The sequence below is a fragment of the Streptomyces similanensis genome (assembly GCF_039543625.1).
GTDB classification, from domain to species: Bacteria; Actinomycetota; Actinomycetes; order Streptomycetales; family Streptomycetaceae; genus Streptomyces; species Streptomyces similanensis.
Genome location: NZ_BAABKC010000114.1, coordinates 12,892 through 31,788, shown reverse-complemented (window position 1 = coordinate 31,788; position 18,897 = coordinate 12,892). Strand labels below are relative to the sequence as shown.

General features: G+C 73.4%; 14 protein-coding genes, 3 tRNA genes and 1 pseudogene. 10 read left to right on the top strand and 8 right to left on the bottom strand.

The window, feature by feature from the left end:
• From ABEB07_RS32745 to ABEB07_RS32725, 5 genes and pseudogenes are all read left to right on the top strand, one after another.
• Positions 1-742: pseudogene (locus tag ABEB07_RS32745) on the top strand (DNA polymerase III subunit gamma and tau); the annotation flags it as partial.
• Between the two features lie 263 nt (positions 743-1,005).
• Complete coding sequence (gene purD / locus ABEB07_RS32740) at positions 1,006-2,259, top strand: phosphoribosylamine--glycine ligase (protein WP_345671671.1); 1,254 nt, start codon at positions 1,006-1,008, stop codon at positions 2,257-2,259.
• Positions 2,260-2,665: 406 nt separating this feature from the next.
• The gene (locus ABEB07_RS32735) at positions 2,666-4,762 is read left to right on the top strand and encodes a hypothetical protein (protein WP_345671670.1); all 2,097 of its coding nucleotides are present in this window, start codon (positions 2,666-2,668) and stop codon (positions 4,760-4,762) included.
• A 386-nt stretch (positions 4,763-5,148) separates the two neighbouring features.
• Positions 5,149-6,645 (top strand): N,N-dimethylformamidase beta subunit family domain-containing protein, encoded by a 1,497-nt coding sequence (locus tag ABEB07_RS32730; protein WP_345671669.1) that lies wholly within the window; start codon positions 5,149-5,151, stop codon positions 6,643-6,645.
• Positions 6,646-6,714: 69 nt separating this feature from the next.
• On the top strand, positions 6,715-7,614 hold the full coding sequence (locus tag ABEB07_RS32725) for a phosphoribosylaminoimidazolesuccinocarboxamide synthase (RefSeq protein WP_176149613.1): 900 nt from the start codon (positions 6,715-6,717) through the stop codon (positions 7,612-7,614).
• Positions 7,615-7,662: 48 nt separating this feature from the next.
• On the opposite strand, the gene ABEB07_RS32720 is transcribed toward ABEB07_RS32725, so the two are convergent.
• From ABEB07_RS32720 to ABEB07_RS32685, 8 genes are all read right to left on the bottom strand, one after another.
• Positions 7,663-7,738: transfer RNA gene (locus tag ABEB07_RS32720), tRNA-Gly, on the bottom strand.
• A 23-nt stretch (positions 7,739-7,761) separates the two neighbouring features.
• Complete coding sequence (locus ABEB07_RS32715; protein WP_345671668.1) at positions 7,762-8,385, bottom strand: response regulator transcription factor; 624 nt, start codon at positions 8,383-8,385, stop codon at positions 7,762-7,764.
• The gene (locus ABEB07_RS32710; RefSeq protein WP_345671667.1) at positions 8,382-9,812 is read right to left on the bottom strand and encodes a sensor histidine kinase; all 1,431 of its coding nucleotides are present in this window, start codon (positions 9,810-9,812) and stop codon (positions 8,382-8,384) included. The genes ABEB07_RS32715 and ABEB07_RS32710 overlap by 4 nt, the downstream gene beginning before the upstream one ends.
• A 43-nt stretch (positions 9,813-9,855) precedes the next feature.
• A complete protein-coding gene (locus tag ABEB07_RS32705) occupies positions 9,856-10,683 on the bottom strand; it encodes an ABC transporter permease (RefSeq protein WP_345671666.1) in 828 nt (275 codons plus the stop codon).
• Complete coding sequence (locus tag ABEB07_RS32700; protein ID WP_345671665.1) at positions 10,680-11,636, bottom strand: ABC transporter ATP-binding protein; 957 nt, start codon at positions 11,634-11,636, stop codon at positions 10,680-10,682. Before ABEB07_RS32700 ends, ABEB07_RS32705 begins: the two co-directional genes overlap by 4 nt.
• 131 nt (positions 11,637-11,767) lie before the next feature.
• Positions 11,768-11,840 (bottom strand) — tRNA-Gly (locus ABEB07_RS32695).
• A gap of 81 nt (positions 11,841-11,921) precedes the next feature.
• Positions 11,922-11,993: transfer RNA gene (locus tag ABEB07_RS32690), tRNA-Gly, on the bottom strand.
• A gap of 260 nt (positions 11,994-12,253) precedes the next feature.
• A complete protein-coding gene (locus ABEB07_RS32685) occupies positions 12,254-12,571 on the bottom strand; it encodes a histone-like nucleoid-structuring protein Lsr2 (protein ID WP_345671663.1) in 318 nt (105 codons plus the stop codon).
• 363 nt (positions 12,572-12,934) lie between these two features.
• On the opposite strand from ABEB07_RS32685, the gene purS reads away from it, so the two are divergent.
• From purS to purF, 5 genes are all read left to right on the top strand, one after another.
• Positions 12,935-13,198 (top strand): phosphoribosylformylglycinamidine synthase subunit PurS, encoded by a 264-nt coding sequence (gene purS / locus ABEB07_RS32680; protein WP_015659417.1) that lies wholly within the window; start codon positions 12,935-12,937, stop codon positions 13,196-13,198.
• Entirely contained in the window at positions 13,195-13,875 is a 681-nt protein-coding gene (gene purQ, locus ABEB07_RS32675) for a phosphoribosylformylglycinamidine synthase subunit PurQ (protein ID WP_176149608.1), read from the top strand. The genes purS and purQ overlap by 4 nt, the downstream gene beginning before the upstream one ends.
• Entirely contained in the window at positions 13,872-16,130 is a 2,259-nt protein-coding gene (purL, locus tag ABEB07_RS32670) for a phosphoribosylformylglycinamidine synthase subunit PurL (RefSeq protein ID WP_345671661.1), read from the top strand. The genes purQ and purL overlap by 4 nt, the downstream gene beginning before the upstream one ends.
• Before the next feature lie 169 nt (positions 16,131-16,299).
• A complete protein-coding gene (locus ABEB07_RS32665) occupies positions 16,300-17,097 on the top strand; it encodes a maleylpyruvate isomerase family mycothiol-dependent enzyme (protein ID WP_345671660.1) in 798 nt (265 codons plus the stop codon).
• Positions 17,098-17,331: 234 nt separating this feature from the next.
• Positions 17,332-18,861, top strand: coding sequence for an amidophosphoribosyltransferase (purF, locus tag ABEB07_RS32660; protein ID WP_345671659.1), 1,530 nt, complete (start codon positions 17,332-17,334; stop codon positions 18,859-18,861).
• The last annotated feature ends 36 nt before the right edge of the window (positions 18,862-18,897 follow it).

The following is an 18,897-nucleotide window of genomic DNA, read 5'->3' as shown; positions in this document are numbered from 1 at the left end:
CGGCTGGCCCACGGCGGCCGCCCCGGGCGGGGGACCGGCCCCGGCCGCACCGGCTGCCGCCGCGACCCCGCAGGCCGCGCCCGCCGCCGCTCCCGCCCCCGTGGGGTTCGCCGCTCCCGCCCCGGCGGGCGGCGGGCTCGACCCGCGGACGCTGTGGCCCAACATCCTCGAAGCGGTGAAGAACCGCCGCCGCTTCACCTGGATCCTGCTCAGCCAGAACGCCCAGGTCGCGGGCTTCGACGGCACCACCCTCCAGATCGCCTTCGTCAACTCCGGCGCCCGCGACAACTTCGCCGGCAGCGGCAGCGAGGACGTGCTGCGGCAGGCCCTGGCGGAGCAGTTCAACGTCCAGTGGAAGATCGAGGCGATCATCGACCCGTCCGGCGGCGGCTCCGCGCCCCCCGCCCCCGGCGGCTACGGAGGCGGCGGCTACGGCGGCGCTCCGGCCCCGCAGCGTACGGCGGCCGCCACGCCGCCCGCCGCTCCGGCGCCCGCGTCCACCGCAGCCCCGAACCGTCCGCCGCAGGCGGCGGGCGGAACCGGACCGGGGACCGGGGCGGGCCGGTCCGCCGGGCCCGCGCCCGCGTCCCGGCCGGCTGCCCCGGAGCCGCCCCCGGTCGCCCCCGAGGACGACATCCCCGAGGACGACGACCCCGACCTGAACGAGTCGGCCCTGTCCGGCCGCGAGCTGATCGTGCGGGAACTGGGCGCGACGGTGGTCGAGGAGTACACGACGGAGTGACCCGCGGGCGGCCGCCCCGCCGCATGGCGCCCGCCGCCCCGCCGCCCGCTGCCCTGCCGCGCTGCCCTGCCGCCTGCCGCCTGCCGCCTGCCGCCTGCCGCCTGCCGCCCGCCGCCTGCCGCCCGCCGACGCGGCTTCGGCTCTGGCTGCGGCTCGGCTGCGGCTCGGCCCGGCCCGGCTCGGAGAAACCTACGAACCGCCGCCGCCCGCCACCTCGGCGGCCCGCACAAAGCCCGCGGGGCCGGTGCCGTTAGGCTGGCCCCGTGAAGGTCCTCGTCATCGGTAGCGGCGCGCGCGAGCACGCCCTGTGCCGTTCCCTGTCCCTCGACCCCGTCGTCACCGCGCTGCACTGCGCGCCCGGCAACGCCGGCATCGCCGAGGTCGCCGAACTGCACCAGGTCGACGCCCTGGACGGCGCGGCCGTCTCCGCGCTGGCCGCGGAACTGGGCGCCGACCTCGTGGTCGTCGGCCCGGAGGCCCCGCTGGTCGCCGGCGTCGCCGACGCCGTGCGCGAGGCCGGCATCCCGGTCTTCGGCCCCTCCAAGGAGGCCGCGCGGCTGGAGGGCTCCAAGGCCTTCGCCAAGGACGTGATGGCCGGGGCGGACGTCCCCACGGCCCGCTCGTACGTCTGCACGACTCCGGAGGAGGTCGCCGAGGCGCTCAACGCCTTCGGCGCGCCGTACGTCGTCAAGGACGACGGCCTCGCCGCCGGCAAGGGCGTCGTCGTCACCGATGACGTCGAGGCCGCCCGGGAGCACGCCGCCGCCTGCGACCGCGTGGTGATCGAGGAGTACCTCGACGGCCCCGAGGTCTCCCTGTTCGCCATCACCGACGGCGAGACGGTCCTCCCGCTCCAGCCCGCGCAGGACTTCAAGCGCGCCCTGGACGGCGACGAAGGCCCGAACACCGGCGGCATGGGCGCCTACTCGCCGCTGCCCTGGGCGGACCCCGCGCTGGTGGACGAGGTCCTGCGGACCGTGCTCCAGCCCACCGTGGACGAGCTGCGCCGCCGCGGCACCCCGTTCTCCGGGCTGCTCTACGCCGGTCTCGCGATCACCGGCCGCGGCGTCCGCGTGATCGAGTTCAACGCCCGGTTCGGCGATCCTGAGACCCAGGTCGTCCTGGCCCGGCTGCGCACCCCCCTGGCGGGCATCCTGATGGCCGCGGCCACCGGCAACCTCGCCGACCTCGAACCCCTGCGCTGGAGCGACGAGGCGGCCGTCACGGTGGTCGTCGCCTCGCACAACTACCCCGGCACCCCGCGCACCGGCGACCCGATCACCGGGCTGGACGAAGTGGCCGCGAAGGACGCCCCGCACGCGTACGTACTGCACGCCGGCACCCGCGGCGAGGGCGACGCCGTGCTGAGCGCGGGCGGCCGGGTCCTGTCCGTGACCGCGACCGGCGCGGACCTGGCCGAGGCCCGCGACCGGGCGTACACGGCGGTCGCCCGGATCGGCCTCGACGGCTCCCAGCACCGCACCGACATCGCCGCGAAGGCGGCGGCGGACGCGTAACGGCGACGCGAGCGGGTCTCTGCGCCGCGCGTCGACACGAGTGGCACACCGGCGCCCCGCCCGCTCCGGCGCGAGCGGCGCACCCCGCCCGCACCGACACGAGCGGCGCGAGCGGCGCGCCGCGCCGTCGTCACCGGCGCGGGCAGCGCGTCGCGCACCCTTCCCCCAACGGTCGGGCCCCGGACACGAGCCGGGGCCCGACCGTTGCGTTCCGTCGACCACCTTTGACCAAAGCCATTCCATCGAGTGAGCAATGCCCCATCCGGCTGACGCGGGGCGAGGCCCCAACTAGGGTGCGGCGCAAGCGTTCCGGCACTTGGCCCACCGGCATTGCGATGTCAGTGACGGGTGCCACAGTGGGGGAGTGAGCAACACCAGGACAGTCGGGAGGGGGTGACGACCGGCCGTGACCGCCATCGGTGCCGAGGTCGGGGCGCAGTCCGCGCGCTCCAGGGCGCTCGCCGTGCTGCGCGTGCGCAGCCGTGCGCTGGCCGTCGCCCTGCTGCCCGCCGCCCTCGGCGTGATCCTGCTCGCCGGCGGCTCCACCGGCCATCTCGTGGGCCGGGGCTGGGACACGGCCCGCTGGGCGGTGTGCGCCGTCGCGCTCGTCGTCCTGCTCGCCGCCGCCGGCGTCGGCGTGGCCGTCGCCCGCTCCCGTCCGGCCATGAGCCCGACGGTCCCGGTCCCCGAGCGGACCGCCCCGGACCTGTACCGCCTGGTCCGCGACCTGGCCGACCGGCTGGGCGTCCCCGCGCCGTCCGCCATAGCGCTCACCCCGGACTGCGACAGCTGGCTGGAGGACCGCACCCATCCGGCGCACGCCCCGCCCGAGCGGGCCGGCCGGGACGAGCCGGACCAGCCGGACCGGACGGAAGATCCGAGCGAGCCGGACGGGCTGCGCGGCCTGGCCCCGGCCCGCCCGCGCCGTACGGCGGACGCGCCCGTCCTCGTGATCGGCTCGCCGTTCCTGTGGTGGATGCGCGTGGGCGAGCTGCGAGCCGTCCTCGCCCCGGTCGTCGCCGGGACGGGCCCCGCCGCGCACCCGGACATAGCCGCCGCCCGCCGGTTCGTCCGCGGTCTGGACGCGGCGGTGGGCGCCGCCTCGTCGCCCGGCCACGGTCTTCCGGCCCGTGTGGCGTACGCGGGCGTGGGCCGGGTGGCCCGGCTGCTGCTGCGCGGCTGCCGGGAGGACGCGGCCCAGATGGAGCGGGGGGTGGCCGCGGCGGCGGCCGAGCGCGCCCAGGCCGTGGACTACGGTCTGCGGATCGTCGCCCAGGAGCAGGTGGGCCTGGCGTACGCGGGCTGGGACCGGCTGCTGACCCGGGTGGCGCTGCCCGCCTGGCGCATGGGCCGCTGGCCGTCCCGGCTGGACGCGGGCGTGGTGGCCGCCCTCACCGAGCTGTCGCGCCGCGACCGGCTGGCCGAGGGATTCGCCTCCCGGCTCGGCGAGCGGCCCGCGTGCGACCTGCTGGAGGAGCCCGGCGCGGTGGACGAGGCCACCTCGCTGCTGGCCGCGCGGCTGTTCCACGGCGGCCCGGCCGAGCAGGGCCCGGACTGGGCCCCGGTGGACTGGCAGGAGTACCCGGAGGAGGTCGTGGACCGCAAGTGGCGCACCGACGCCGCCCGGCTCCACCGGGTGCTGGACGCCCTGGGGGTGCCGCACTGTCCCACTCCGCCGGCCGCCGATCCGCACGGCCCGACTCTGGCCCGCGTCCTGGACCACCTCTCCGCCCCGCCGCGCCCCGCCGGAGCCCCGCGACCGCCGGCCCGGCCGCCCGCCCCGGCGGACGGCATACCCGTGACCCCGGCGGACGGCGTACCCGTGACTCCGCCGGACGCGATACCCGCCGCCCCGCACCACCCGGCGGCGACGCCGGCCGGCGCGGGCGCCGAGGACGACGGCATGGCCGAGGACCTGGAGCAGGCCCTGCGGCAGGATCTGGAGGAGGGCCTGATGGGCGGCACACCCGCCACACAGAGCACGTCCGCCACGCCTCCCTCGGACGACCCGTTCCGCATGGACATGGACATGGACATGGGCGTGGACATGGGCGTGGGTATGGACGAGGACGAGGAGGAGGCCGGCCTCGGCAACGAGCGCAGCGCCGCCCTGGCGGCCTGCCTCACCGCCGAGCTGGCCCGTGAGGAGGCCGCCGCCCCGGCGACGCGCCCGGCGGCGCAGACCGCCGCCGGGCAGGCTCCCGGCGCGGCCCCCTGGGACCAGGACTCGCTGCCGCTGTTCCCGCTCCAGCCGCCGCGCACCGGCCGCGAACTGCTCGCCGACCACGTCACCGCGATGGTGTGCTGCGCCGCGATGGACACCGCGGGCGCCGTCCCGGGCCTCGACTGGCTCGACGGCCCCGTCCTCCTGGTGGACGGCGTGCGCGCCGGCGATCTCGGTTCCAAGGTGCTCGCCCTGGTGGAGGACGGCGATCCGGTGCCGTTGTGGACCTGGTTGATCGATTCGGGCATACGTCCGGAGAAGCCGGTCCGGCTCGGCTGACCCCGCCCGACCTGGGCCAACGCCTCGCTCCCCGTCGCATTACCGGACCCCCCGCTTCCACTTTCGGCCAATTCGCAACGAGTAGTGACAGCATGCGTGCGTAATGTGATGTGCTGGGACCGATCGCGTGTGGCAAGCGCCCCCGACATACGACAGCGATGGACAGTCAGAGACAGCCATGGAGGGGCGCAGAGGGGCGCAGAGGGGCGCCGTCAGGCGCAGGAAGGCACCGAAAAGCAACGGCAGGCACCGGCAAGCGCCGACAGGCGACCGACAGGCACCCACAGGTACGACAACCGCACAGTGAGCCGGCCGGACAGCCACCTGAGGACGGACCCGCACCGCCGCGCGAGCCGCCCAGGGGGCCACGAGGGAGGGGAACGGTCATGGGATCGGAGCGCATCCGCCGCTGGGAGTCGGGAGCACTCGCGCACGCCGTGTCGGACCCCTTCGGACAGGGCCCCGTCCCCTGGCTGCGCGGCAGCGAGACGTACTTCGACGACACCGGCCACGTAGTGCCCTGGTACCTCGATCCGGCGCCGAACACCGCGCTGCCCGGCGCGCCCCGCGTCCCGGCGCCCCGGGCCGCCGGCGGCGGCCTCCGCTCGGCCGACGACGTGCACCGGCAGATCAAGGGCTTCGCCTCCACCGGGGCCGTCTCGCCCGGCGAGGCGATCGACTTCCACATCACGGTGGACCCGCCGCAGCAGTTCGGCGTCGACGTCTACCGCATCGGCCACTACGGCGGTGACGGCGCCGCGAAGATCACCACCAGTCCGCGGCTCTCCGGGATCGTCCAGCCGGCGCCGCTGATGGCCGACCGCACCGTCTCCTGCCACCACTGGTGGCTGTCCTGGCGGCTCCAGGTGCCCTCGTACTGGAGCACCGGCGCCTACGTGGCCGTGCTGACCACGGCGGACGGGTACCGCTCGCACATCCCCTTCACGGTCCGCGACGACGACCCGGCGGACCTGCTCCTGCTGCTGCCCGACGTCACCTGGCAGGCCTACAACCTCTACCCGGAGGACGGCCACACCGGCGCGAGCCTCTACCACGCCTGGGACGAGGAGGGCCGGCTGCTGGGCGAGGCGGACGCGGCGACCACGGTCTCCTTCGACCGCCCGTACGCGGGCGCGGGCCTGCCCCTGCACGTCGGGCACGCCTACGACTTCATCCGCTGGGCCGAGCGCTACGGCTACGACCTCGCCTACGCCGACGCCCGCGACCTGCACGCCGGCCGCATCGACCCCACCCGATACCGCGGCCTGGTCTTCCCCGGCCACGACGAGTACTGGTCGGTGCCGATGCGCCGTACCGTCGAACTGGCCCGCGAGACGGGCACGTCGCTGGTGTTCCTGTCCGCCAACACCATGTACTGGCAGGTGGAGCTGGCCCCGTCCCCGTCCGGGGTGCCCGACCGCCTGCTGACCTGCCGCAAGCGCAAGGGCCCGGGCCGGCCGGTGCTGTGGCGGGAGGTGGACCGCCCCGAGCAGCAGCTCATGGGCATCCAGTACGCGGGCCGGGTGCCCGAACCACGTCCGATGATCGTGCGCAACGCCGACCACTGGCTGTGGGAGTCGACCGGGGCGCTGGAGGGCGAGGAGATCGCCGGCCTGGTCGCGGGCGAGGCCGACCGCTACTTCCCGCGCACCCCGCTGCCCGACCACCAGGACCGCATCCTGCTCGCCCACTCGCCCTACCCCGACGCCGACGGCGTCCGGCGCCACCAGGAGACGTCGCTGTACCGGGCGCCGTCCGGCGCGCTGGTCTTCGCCTCCGGGACGTTCGCCTGGTCCCCGGCCCTGGACCGCCCGGGCCACGCCGACCCCCGGATCCAGCGGGCCACCGCCAACCTCCTGGACCGCATCTGCAAGCGCGACTGACCCGCTGTCCGAGGCCGCCTCCCCCGTACGGGACAATCGAGCCATTGGACAGAACCACGGGGAGGAACCGTGTCCGGATTCGTCGAAAAGCCCGAGCCGATCCAGGTTCCGGGCCTGGTGCATCTGCACACCGGCAAGGTGCGCGAGCTGTACCGCAACGAGGCGGGCGACCTCGTGATGGTCGCCAGCGACCGCATGTCCGCCTACGACTGGGTGCTGCCCACCGAGATCCCCGACAAGGGCCGCATCCTCACGCAGCTGTCGCTGTGGTGGTTCGACCGGCTCGCCGACCTGGCCCCGAACCACGTCATCGGCACCGACCTGCCCGAGGGCGCCCCCGCCGACTGGGCCGGCCGGACCCTGGTGTGCAAGTCGCTGCGGATGATCCCCGTGGAGTGCGTGGCGCGCGGCTACCTCACCGGCTCGGGCCTCGCCGAGTACGACCGGACCCGTACGGTGTGCGGTCTCGCCCTGCCCGAGGGCCTGGTCGACGGCTCCGAGCTGCCCGCCCCGATCTTCACCCCGGCCACCAAGGCCGAGGTCGGCGAGCACGACGAGAACGTCTCCTACGAGGAGGTCGCCCGCGAGGTCGGCGCCGAGACGGCCGCCCAGCTGCGTCAGGCCACCCTCGCCGTCTACAGCCGGGCCCGGGACATCGCCCGGGAGCGGGGGATCATCCTCGCCGACACCAAGTTCGAGTTCGGCTTCGACGGGGAGGCGCTCGTCCTGGCCGACGAGGTCCTCACCCCGGACTCCTCCCGCTTCTGGCCGGCCGACCAGTGGCAGCCGGGCCGCGCGCAGCCCTCGTACGACAAGCAGTACGTCCGCGACTGGCTGACCTCCGCCGAGTCGGGCTGGGACCGCGCGAGCGAGCAGCCTCCGCCGCCGCTGCCGGAGAACGTCGTCGAGGCCACCCGCGCCAAGTACGTCGAGGCGTACGAGCGGCTGACCGGCACGAGCTGGTCGTAGGACCCGGAAACGACCGAGCCCCCCGGTGGAAGCCGGGGGGCTCGGAACTGGAGCGGACGACGAGGCTCGAACTCGCGACCTCAACCTTGGCAAGGTTGCGCTCTACCAACTGAGCTACGTCCGCGTTGCGCCGTGGCGCGAGAGCCACTATACCCAACCTCGCTCGCGGGCGAGGCGTATCGCCGCGTGCCGGTTTTCCGCGCCGAGTTTCGTCATGGCCGAGGACAGGTAGTTCCGCACGGTCCCGGCGGACAGGGCGGCCCGCGCGGCGATCTCGGTGACCGGCGCGCCGTCGGCGGCCAGCTCCAGCACCTCGGCCTCGCGCGCGGTCAGCGGGGAGTCGCCGGCGGAGATCGCGTCGGCGGCCAACTCGGGGTCGACGTAGCGGTTTCCGGCGTGCACGGTGCGGATGATCTCGGCGAGCCGCTGGGCGCTGACGGTCTTCGGGACGAAGCCGCGCACTCCGGCCGCCAGCGCCCGCTTCAGATGTCCGGGCCGTCCGTGACCGGTCACGATCAGCACCCGGCAGCCGGGCAGCTCGGTCCGCAGGGATGTGGCGACCTTCACACCGTCCGCGCCGGGCATCTGGAGATCCAGTACGGCCACGTCGGGCGTGTGCGCCCGCGCCATGGCCAGCGCCTCGGGCCCGCTGGCCGCCTCGGCGACGACCAGCAGGTCGTCCTCCAGGGAGAGCAGCGCGGCGAGCGCGCCCCGGATGAGGTGCTCGTCGTCGGCCAGCAACAGCCGGACGGGGGCGGGTGACGTCGTCATGGGGTGACCTCGCTCGACGCACGGGTGATCTTGGCGGTGACGGCGGTGGACACGGCCTCGGCGGCGGCAGCGCCCTCGGGAGTGGCGGCGGCCTCAGCGATGGCGGCGGCCTCGGGAGTGGTGGCGGCCTCAGCGATGGCGGCGGCCTCGGGAGTGGTGGCGGCCTCAGCGGTGGCGGCGGTCTCGGTAGCGGCGTCCCCAGCAGGCCGCAGCGGTACCTCGGCGGTCAGCCGGAACCGGCCGCCGGCCACGAGGCCGGCGCACAGCGTGCCGTCGAGTTCCGACAGCCGTTCGCGCAGCCCGGCGAGTCCGGAGCCCGGCGGGCCGCCGGGGGAGCGGGGCGCCCCGTCGTTCTCGACGGACAGTCCGGCCCGGCCGGCGTCGATCCGCAGGGCGATGGCGCAGCTGCGGGCGTCGCCGTGCCGCAGGACGTTCGTCGTCGCCTCGCGGACCACCCAGGCCAGCGCGGACTGCACCGGGGCGGGCAGCCCGGCCGCCGAGCCGGTGATCGCGCAGTCGATGCCGGCGGCGCCCAGCACGCCCTGCGCGCCGGCGAGTTCCGCCGCGAGGTCGGCCTCGCGGTAGCCGCGGACGACCGCGCGCACCTCGCGCTGCGACTCCTGCGCCAGCCGCTGCACCTCGACCATCTGGTCCACCGCCTCGGGCCGTCCGCGCCGGCCGAGCCGCACCGCCAGTTCGGCCTTGAGCGCGATCACCGCCAGGTTGCGCCCCAGCACGTCGTGCAGGTCCCGGCCGAACCGCAGCCGCTCCTCGGCGACGGCGAGCCGGGCCTCGGTCTCGCGGGCGCGCTCGGCCTCCCACAGCACCGAAAGGGTCCACGCGCCGCAGCGCACGGCCAGCAGCGACATCCCCATGGCGAAGACGACCAGGAACCCGGTCATGAGGACGTCGGGGACGGTCCGGAAGGCGAGTCCGGCGACGGCCATCAGGACCGCCGCCAGCAGGGCGGAGCGGCGCACCAGCACGGGCACCGTCGCCAGCAGCCCGTAGGTGAGGCCGAACGTCAGCAGGGCGGCGCCCATCGCCAGGCGGGCCGTCCAGGGGGCGATGCCGCCCACCAGGGCCAGCACGACGGGCAGGACGAGCGCGAGCGCCAGCAGCACCAGGGAGCCGCGCAGGGCCCGCGGGGGCAGGACCGCCCGCCCCAGATAGTGGTCGAGCGCGGGCCGGGCGAGCCGGTTGGCGGCCACGCACTGGAGGAGGCCGACGGCGAGTAGCAGCCCGCCGAGGACCAGCGGCACCGGCCGGTGCCGCACTCCGTCGACCACCGGCATGCCGAGCCAGGTCAGTTCGAACACCCAGATCGTGGCGTACCAGGTGAACACGCTCTGGAGCTCGACCCGTTCGGCCTTGCCGCGGTCCCGCCAGTTGCGCCGCTGCCAGCCCCGCATCCCGCCGAGCACCATGGGCCTCCCCCTCCGTCGTCCCCTCCGGCGTGCCCCCGCGCGGTCACCGTCGCGGGTCCCAGCGGAACCACCGTCGCACAGCGAACCCCGCCGCCGCGGTCCAGGCCAGTGCCAGGGCCAGCGCGCGCAGGGCCTCCGCCCCGCTCAACTGGCCGGTCCAGCCGCCGCGCACCAGGGTGATGACCGGGGTGAGCGGCAGCAGTGCGCAGAACCGGGCCACCCCGTCGGGCAGCAGCTCCAGCGGCACCATGACGCCCGACCCCATCATCGAGGCCAGGACCAGGGGGATCGCGGTGACCTGGGCGCTCTCGGCGGTGCGGGTGAATGCCGAGGTGACCGCCGCCAGGGCCACCGCCAGGACCAGCCCCAGCAGCAGGCCCGCGACGGCGAGTTGCGGTGCGTGCGGGGCGGGCAGATCGAGGAGCGCCGTGCAGGCGGCGGCCAGGAGCAGCGACTGGACCAGGCCCGTGACGACGGCCGGCACGGCGGCGCCGGCGAGGATCTCCGCGTCGCGCGCCTCGCCGGTGCGCAGCCGCTTGAGGACGAGCTGTTCGCGGCGGGCGACGAACACGCCGACCAGGGTGGAGTACACGGCGAACAGCAGGGAGAAGCCGACGGCGGCGGGCAGGACGATCAGCCCGGTGGTGAGTCCGGCGTCCGCCGTCTTCATCCGGTCGGTCACCGACTGCACGCTGAACGGCAGGGCCAGCGGCACGAACACGGCCGAGACCAGGGTGCTCCTGGTCCGCACGAACAGGGTCAGTTCGGCGCGGGCGAGCGCGGCCATACGGCCCGTCGCGGTGGTGCGCGCACCCCGGGCGCGGGCGGCCGCCGGGACGGCGGTGGCGGCGCTGGTACCGGTGTCGTTCATGCGGCGTGCTCCTTGTCCCGAGGCGCGGCGGCCTCCCGTGCGATACCGAGGAACGCCTCCTCCAGCGAGGCCGACCGGGCGTCGAGGCCGCTCAGTTCGACTCCGGCGTGCCGCGCCCACAGCAGCAGTTCGGTGGCCGTGCGCTGCAACGCGCGGGTGCGCAGCCGTACGACGCGGCCGGTCGTCTCGTGGCCGCACACGCCCAGTGCGGCCAGCGGCGGGAGGTCGCCGAGGAAGTAGCCGGCGGGCAGTTCGAAGGAGATCCGGGAGGGCTGCGCGGCCGTCACCTCGGCGGGGGTGCCGGCCGCCGCGATACGGCCCTCGTGCAGGATCGCGAGCCGGTCGGCGAGACCCTCGGCCTCCTCCAGGTAGTGCGTGGTGAGCAGGACGGTCGTGCCGGCGTCGCGCAGCGCGCTCACCAACTCCCAGGTGTCCTGGCGGCCTTCGGCGTCCAGTCCGGTGGTCGGCTCGTCCAGGAACAGGACCTCGGGGTCGCCGAGCAGCGCGAGTGCCAGATCCAGCCGCCGTCGCTCACCGCCCGACAGTTGTTTGACCCGGACTCCGCCGCGCCGCTCCAGACCGACCAGCGCGAGCACGTCCCGGGGCGGGCGTGCCCCGCTCACGCACCCGGCCCACATCCGCGCGGTCTCGGCGACGGTCAGCTCGGAGGGGAAGCCGCCTTCCTGGAGCATCACTCCGGTGCGCGGACGTACGGCCTCCCGCTCGGCGTGGGGATCGTGGCCCAGTACGCGCACGCGTCCTGAGGCCGGGGCCGCCAGGCCCTCCAGCAGCTCGACCGTGGAGGTCTTCCCGGCGCCGTTGGTGCCCAGCAGTGCGAAGACCTCGCCATGTTTCACGTGAAACGAGATGCCGCGTACTGCTTCGAACCCGCCCCCGTACACGCGCCGCAGATCGGTGACCTCGATCACGTGATCGTGTTCGTCGATGTCCATAGCACCAGCGTTCCGCCGGTCCGGCGGCGACAGCAGTGCGCGGTGTCATGAGTCGGCATGACAAATGTCAGAACGGTGGCCGTGGCGAACACGAAAAGACCCCGGTCCAATGGACCGGGGTCTTTTTCCCGAGCGGACGACGAGGCTCGAACTCGCGACCTCAACCTTGGCAAGGTTGCGCTCTACCAACTGAGCTACGTCCGCATTGCCTCCGACCGGCTCCCACCGATCGGCGCGAACACCAGCCTACCTGATCCACCAGAGTGGTCCGGACCGGCGGTGCAGAGCGGGTGACAGGAATCGCACACTGCGCCTTCCCCCTGGAAGGGGGATGTTCTGCTACTGAACTACACCCGCGTGTACTCCGTGGGTTTCGGCTTTTCGGCCTTGCCCCTCGGCGTGCTCCAGACATTAGCTGATCAGCAGGGGGGTAGCGCAAGTCGGCTTGTCCCGGGGCCCGCTGACGGCCCCTGGGGCGCCCACCCGGGCGACCCGGGCGGGCGCCGAACGGCGTCCCCCGGACGGGAGGACGCCCGCCCGGAGACCGGTCGTCAGGCCGGCGGGGCGGGCGGCAGGTCCGCGGGGAGGAGCGGCCCGCTCGGCACCGCCCCGCGCCGTCACTGGGCCGCGCTGAACGCCTCGTAGACCTTCTTGGGGATGCGGCCGCGCGCCGGCACGTCCATCTTGTTGGCCTGCGCCCAGGCCCGGACAGCCGCCGGGTCGGGGGCCACCTCGGTCTGCCGGTACGCCTTGCCCGACCGCGACCGCTTGCGGCCCGCCTCCACGTACGGAGCGAGTGCCTTGCGCAGTCGCTTGGCATTGGCTTGGTTGAGGTCGATCTCGTAGGACTTGCCGTCGAGTCCGAAGGCGATCGTCTCCGCCGCTTCCGAGCCGTCGATGTCGTCAAAGAGAGTGACCACGACACGCTGCGCCACGAATATCGGTCCCTTCGTGCGACACCTCTGCGTCCCAGCGGCCGTCAAGGCAGCCGGACGTGCGGAGATGTTCGCCAGATGTCGGCTGTCCGCCTGTTATCGGGAAAAGTATCGGCTGTTGCCAATTCATTTGTACAGTGCCGGGCATTGCCAAGTGAAGCCCCGACTAAATCTGTCCGCGTGTCCCGGAGCAATGGGGTATCCGGTACGTGTCGCCGAACTTTCCCAGAACTTTTCACCACGCCCCCGCTCCGATACCGGACCGTGACCGCCGTCACGTAGTTTCCTACTAATCTACCCGCGTAGAAATTTTGTACGGGTAGTCTGAAGGAACCTGCTCAGCACCACACACCGGGAGTGCCAGTGGCACGCGTCGTAGTCGACGTCATGCTCAAGCCGGAGATCCTCGACCCCCAGGGCCAGGCGGTGCAGCGCGCACTGCCGCGCCTGGGTTTCGAAGGCATCTCCGACGTACGTCAGGGAAAGCGATTCGAACTGGAAGTGGACGGCCCGGTCGACGAGGCCGCGCTCGCCCGCATTCACGATCTTGCCGAATCCTTCCTCGCCAACACCGTGATCGAGGACTTCACCGTCAAGGTGGAGGAAGTCGCGGAGGCCGCGAAGTGACCGCTCGTATTGGCGTCGTCACTTTCCCGGGCAGCCTCGACGACCGGGACACCCAGCGCGCGATCCGCCTCGCGGGCGCCGAGCCGGTCGCCCTGTGGCACAAGGACAAGGACCTCAAGCAGGTCGACGCGGTGGTCCTGTGCGGCGGTTTCTCCTACGGCGACTACCTGCGGGCCGGCGCCATCGCGCGCTTCTCCCCGGTGATGGACACCCTCGTCGACCAGGCGAGGGCCGGCCTCCCGGTGCTCGGCATCTGCAACGGCTTCCAGATCCTCACCGAGGCCCACCTTCTCCCGGGTGCGATGCTCGGCAACGACCACCTCCACTTCATCTGCCGCGACCAGAAGCTGCGGGTGGAGAACGCGGAGACCGCCTGGACCGCCGACTACACCGCCGGCCAGGAGATCCACATCCCGCTGAAGAACATGGACGGCCGGTACGTCGCCGACGAGTACACCCTCGACGAGCTGGAGGCGGAGGGCCGCGTCGCCTTCCGCTACCTCGACGTCAACCCCAACGGCAGCCTCCGGGACATCGCCGGCGTCACCAACGAGGCCGGCAACGTCGTCGGCCTCATGCCGCACCCCGAGCACGCCACCGAGCCGCTGATCGGCACCGGCCGCACCGACGGCCTGCCGTTCTTCACCTCGATCCTGAAGAAGCTGGTCACCGCATGAGCAGGACGCCTCTGGACACGGTCGAGCACGCGGCCGCGACCCCCGACGTCGAGCTGCCCTGGGCCGAACTCGGTCTGAAGAAGGACGAGTACGAGCGGGTGGTGGAGATCCTCGGCCGCCGCCCGACCGGCGCCGAGCTCGCCATGTACTCCGTGATGTGGTCCGAGCACTGCTCGTACAAGTCCTCCAAGGTGCACCTCCGCCAGTTCGGCGAGAAGGCCCCCGAAAGCGACGCCATGCTCGTCGGCATCGGCGAGAACGCCGGCGTCGTGGACGTCGGCCAGGGCTACGCCGTCACCTTCAAGGTGGAGTCGCACAACCACCCCTCCTACGTCGAGCCCTACCAGGGCGCGGCCACCGGAGTCGGCGGCATCGTCCGCGACATCATCGCGATGGGCGCGCGCCCGGTCGCCGTCGTGGACCCGCTGCGCTTCGGCGCCGCCGACCACCCCGACACCAAGCGGGTGCTGCCCGGCGTGGTCGCGGGCATCGGCGGCTACGGCAACTGCCTGGGCCTGCCCAACATCGGCGGCGAGGTCGTCTTCGACGCCTGCTACCAGGGCAACCCGCTGGTCAACGCCGGCGCGATCGGCGTGATGCGGCACGAGGACATCCACCTCGCCAAGGCCTCCGGCGCCGGCAACAAGGTCATCCTGTACGGGGCCCGCACCGGCGGCGACGGCATCGGCGGCGCCTCGATCCTCGCCTCCGAGACCTTCGACGACGCCAAGCCCTCCAAGCGTCCCGCGGTCCAGGTCGGCGACCCCTTCCAGGAGAAGCTCCTCATCGAGTGCACCCTGGAGGCGTTCGCCGAGAAGCTGGTCGTCGGCATCCAGGACCTCGGCGCGGCCGGCCTGTCCTGCGCCACCAGCGAGCTGGCCTCCAACGGCTCCGGCGGCATGCGCGTCACCCTGGACGACGTCCCGCTGCGCGACTCCACGCTCTCGCCCGAGGAGATCCTCATGAGCGAGTCGCAGGAGCGCATGTGCGCGGTGGTCGAGCCGGAGAAGGTCGGCCGCTTCCTGGAGATCTGCGAGAAGTGGGACGTCATCGCCACCGTCATCGGCGAGGTGACCGACGGCGACCGCCTGGAGATCTACTGGCACGGCGGCAAGATCGTCGACGTCGACCCGCGCACGGTCGCGCACGAGGGCCCCGTCTACGAGCGCCCCTACGCCCGCCCCGAGTGGCAGGACGCCCTCCAGGCCGACGACGCGAACAAGCTGCCCCGGCCCACGTCCGCCGAGGAGCTGCGGGCGCAGGTCCTGAAGCTGGTGGCGTCCCCGAACCAGGCGTCCAAGAAGTGGATCACCCAGCAGTACGACCACTTCGTGCAGGGCAACACCGTGCTGGCCATGCCCGAGGACTCCGGCATGATCCGCGTGGACGAGGAGACCGGCCTCGGCGTCGCCCTCGCCACCGACGGCAACGGCCGCTACGCCAAGCTCGACCCGTACACGGGCGCGCAGCTGGCGCTCGCGGAGGCCTACCGCAACGTCGCCACGACCGGCGCGAAGCCGCTGGCCGTCTCCGACTGCCTGAACTTCGGCTCGCCCGAGGACCCGGCGGTGATGTGGCAGTTCGCGGAGGCCGTGCGCGGTCTTGCGGACGGCTGTCTCCAGCTCGGCACCCCGGTGACCGGCGGCAACGTCTCGCTCTACAACCAGACGGGCGAGGCGGCCATCCACCCGACGCCGGTCGTCGCCGTCCTCGGCGTGATCGACGACGTGGCCCGCCGCACCCCGGTCGCCTTCCAGGAGGAGGGCCAGCTGCTGTACCTCCTCGGCGACACCCGCGAGGAGTTCGGCGGCTCGGCCTGGTCGCAGGTGGTCCACGACCACCTCGGCGGTCTGCCGCCCAAGGTCGACCTGGAGCGCGAGCGGCTGCTGGCCGAGATCCTCATCTCCGCCTCCCGCGACGGCATGATCGACTCGGCGCACGACCTGTCCGACGGCGGTCTGGTCCAGGCGGTCGTGGAGTCGGCGTTGCTGAGCGGCAAGGGCGCCCGGCTGGTCGTACCGGACGGCCTGGACGCGTTCACCTTCCTGCTGTCCGAGTCGGCCGGCCGCGCGATCGTCGCGGTGCCGCGCTCGGAGGAGGTGCGCTTCACCGACATGTGCGGCGCGCGTGGCCTGCCGGCCACCCGCGTCGGCGTCGTGGACGGCGACACGGTCGAGGTCCAGGGCGAGTTCGCCCTGCCCCTGGCCGAGCTGCGCGAGGCCCACGAGGCCACGATCCCGGCGCTGCTCGCGTAGTCCGCGCCGTACGCGACACCAGGGGTCCGGCCGCCGTGACGGCCGGACCCCTGCGCGGCGTGCGCGCACACCTGCCGCCCCGAAGTCACCGGCGGCGGCGTGCCGTTGCGGCCCCGCCCGCGTGAAAACCGCCTGAGCGCGTCCGTCCCGACCGCTTAGGCTCGCTGCCATGCCCCCGGCCAAGAAGCGCACCCGGACCTACGACCCCGCCAAGATCCGCGCGGCGGTGCTCGCCCAGTTCTCCCACGTGCGGGAGGCCGTCCACGGCCTCACCGGCGAGCAGCTCGCGCTGCCCACCCGCCTCGGCGACTGGACCGTACGGGACCTCGCCGCCCACCTCACCATGGCCGTGGAGAGCGTCAGCCGGGCCGCCGAGCGCCCCGAACCCGCCCGCGCCGAACTCGGGCCCCTGGACTACGCCTCGGCCACCGTCCGGTACGCCGAGGCCATCGCCGACGGCACCCACGCGCTCGCCGAGGCCCACCCCGATCCGGACGCCCTGTACGCGCGGGTGGGCGAGCGCATCGCCGAGACCCTGGCCCGGGCGCCGCACGACCGGCTCATCGAGACCCGCGCCGGCGGCATGATCCTCGCCGACTACCTGGTCACCCGCACCGTCGAACTCGTCGTCCACACCGACGACCTGAACGCCGCCGTGCCCGGCCTCGACGTCCCCCTGGACCGTCAGGCGCTCGCCGCCTGCACCCGGCTTCTGGCGGACACCCTCGCCGTCCGCGCGCCCGGCGGCTCCACCGAGGTGCGGGTGCCGCCGTTCGCCGTCGTGCAGTGCGTGGAAGGGCCCCGGCACACCCGCGGCACCCCGCCCAACGTCGTCGAGACCGACCCGCTGACCTGGGTCCGGCTGGCCACCGGGCGGCTGGCCTGGAAGGACGCCGTGGCTCAGGCGCGGGTGAGCGCGAGCGGCGAACGCGCCGACCTCTCGCGGCTGCTCCCGCTCATGGCCTGACCCACCGGCCGCGCCGGACCCCGGGGGCGATGTGCGGCACATCACTCGCGGTCCGCTCCGCAGCAGCCCACGGCGCTGTCCCGCCCGCCGGGCAGGGCATCGGGACGAATCGTCCGACGAGCACTCTGACCTGCGAATACGGCCGTATTGTCGCCATCGCGCCCGGCGGAAGATCCACTGTCGCCGCCCATCCCGAATTCGGACCAGTGGTCGACCTCGCTTAGACTCGGAGGCGTGCCACGTGGTGACGGTCGACTCAATCACGATCTGCTCCCCGGTGAGAAAGGCCCCCAGGACGCATGCGGCGTCTTCGGTGTCTGGGCTCCGGGCGAAGAGGTCGCAAAGCTCACGTACTTCGGGCTCTACGCCCTCCAGCATCGGGGCCAGGAATCCGCGGGAATCGCGGTCAGCAACGGCTCCCAGATCCTCGTCTTCAAGGACATGGGCCTCGTGTCCCAGGTCTTCGACGAAACCTCGCTCGGTTCGCTCCAGGGTCACATCGCGGTCGGACACGCCCGCTACTCGACCACCGGCGCCTCCGTGTGGGAGAACGCCCAGCCGACGTTCCGTGCCACCGCGCACGGCTCGATCGCGCTCGGCCACAACGGAAACCTCGTCAACACCGCCCGGCTGGCCGAGATGGTCGCCGAGCTGCCCAAGGACACCAACGGCCGCTCCACCCGCGTCGCGGCCACCAACGACACCGACCTGCTGACGGCCCTGCTGGCCGCCCAGGTCGACGCCGACGGCAAGCCGCTGACCATCGAGCAGGCGGCCCACACCATCCTCCCGCAGGTCAAGGGCGCCTTCAGTCTCGTCTTCATGGACGAGCACACCCTGTACGCGGCCCGCGACCCGCAGGGCATCCGCCCGCTGGTCCTCGGCCGCCTGGAGCGCGGCTGGGTGGTCGCCTCCGAGTCTGCGGCGCTGGACATCTGCGGCGCCGCCTACGTCCGCGAGATCGAGCCGGGCGAGTTCGTCGCCATCGACGAGAACGGCCTGCGCACCTCTCGATTCGCAGAAGCGAAGCCCAAGGGTTGCGTCTTCGAGTACGTCTACCTGGCCCGCCCCGACACCGACATCGCCGGCCGGAACGTCTACCTCTCGCGCGTCGAGATGGGCCGCCGGCTCGCCAAGGAGGCCCCCGCCGAGGCCGACCTGGTGATAGCGACCCCGGAGTCCGGCACTCCCGCCGCGATCGGCTACGCCGAGGCGTCCGGCATCCCGTTCGGCGCCGGCCTGGTGAAGAACGCCTATGTGGGCCGTACCTTCATCCAGCCCTCGCAGACCATCCGCCAGCTCGGCATCCGGCTCAAGCTGAACCCGCTGAAGGAAGTCATCAAGGGCAAGCGCCTGGTGGTCGTGGACGACTCGATCGTCCGCGGCAACACCCAGCGGGCCCTGGTCCGCATGCTCCGCGAGGCGGGCGCCGCCGAGGTCCACATCCGGATCTCCTCGCCGCCGGTGAAGTGGCCGTGCTTCTTCGGCATCGACTTCGCCACCCGCGCCGAGCTGATCGCCAACGGCATGAGCATCGAGGAGATCGGCACCTCGCTGGGCGCCGACTCGCTGGCGTACATCTCCATCGACGGCATGATCGAGGCGACCACGATCGCCAAGCCGAACCTGTGCCGCGCCTGCTTCGACGGCGAGTACCCGATGGAGCTGCCCGACCCGGAGCTGCTCGGCAAGCAGCTGCTGGAGACCGAGCTGGCCGCCGGGCCCGCGGCCACGGCCGCCGCCGACGCGATCCGGCGCCCGTAGGCGCCCCGCCAGCCCCCTTTCACCAACCCGAAAGAT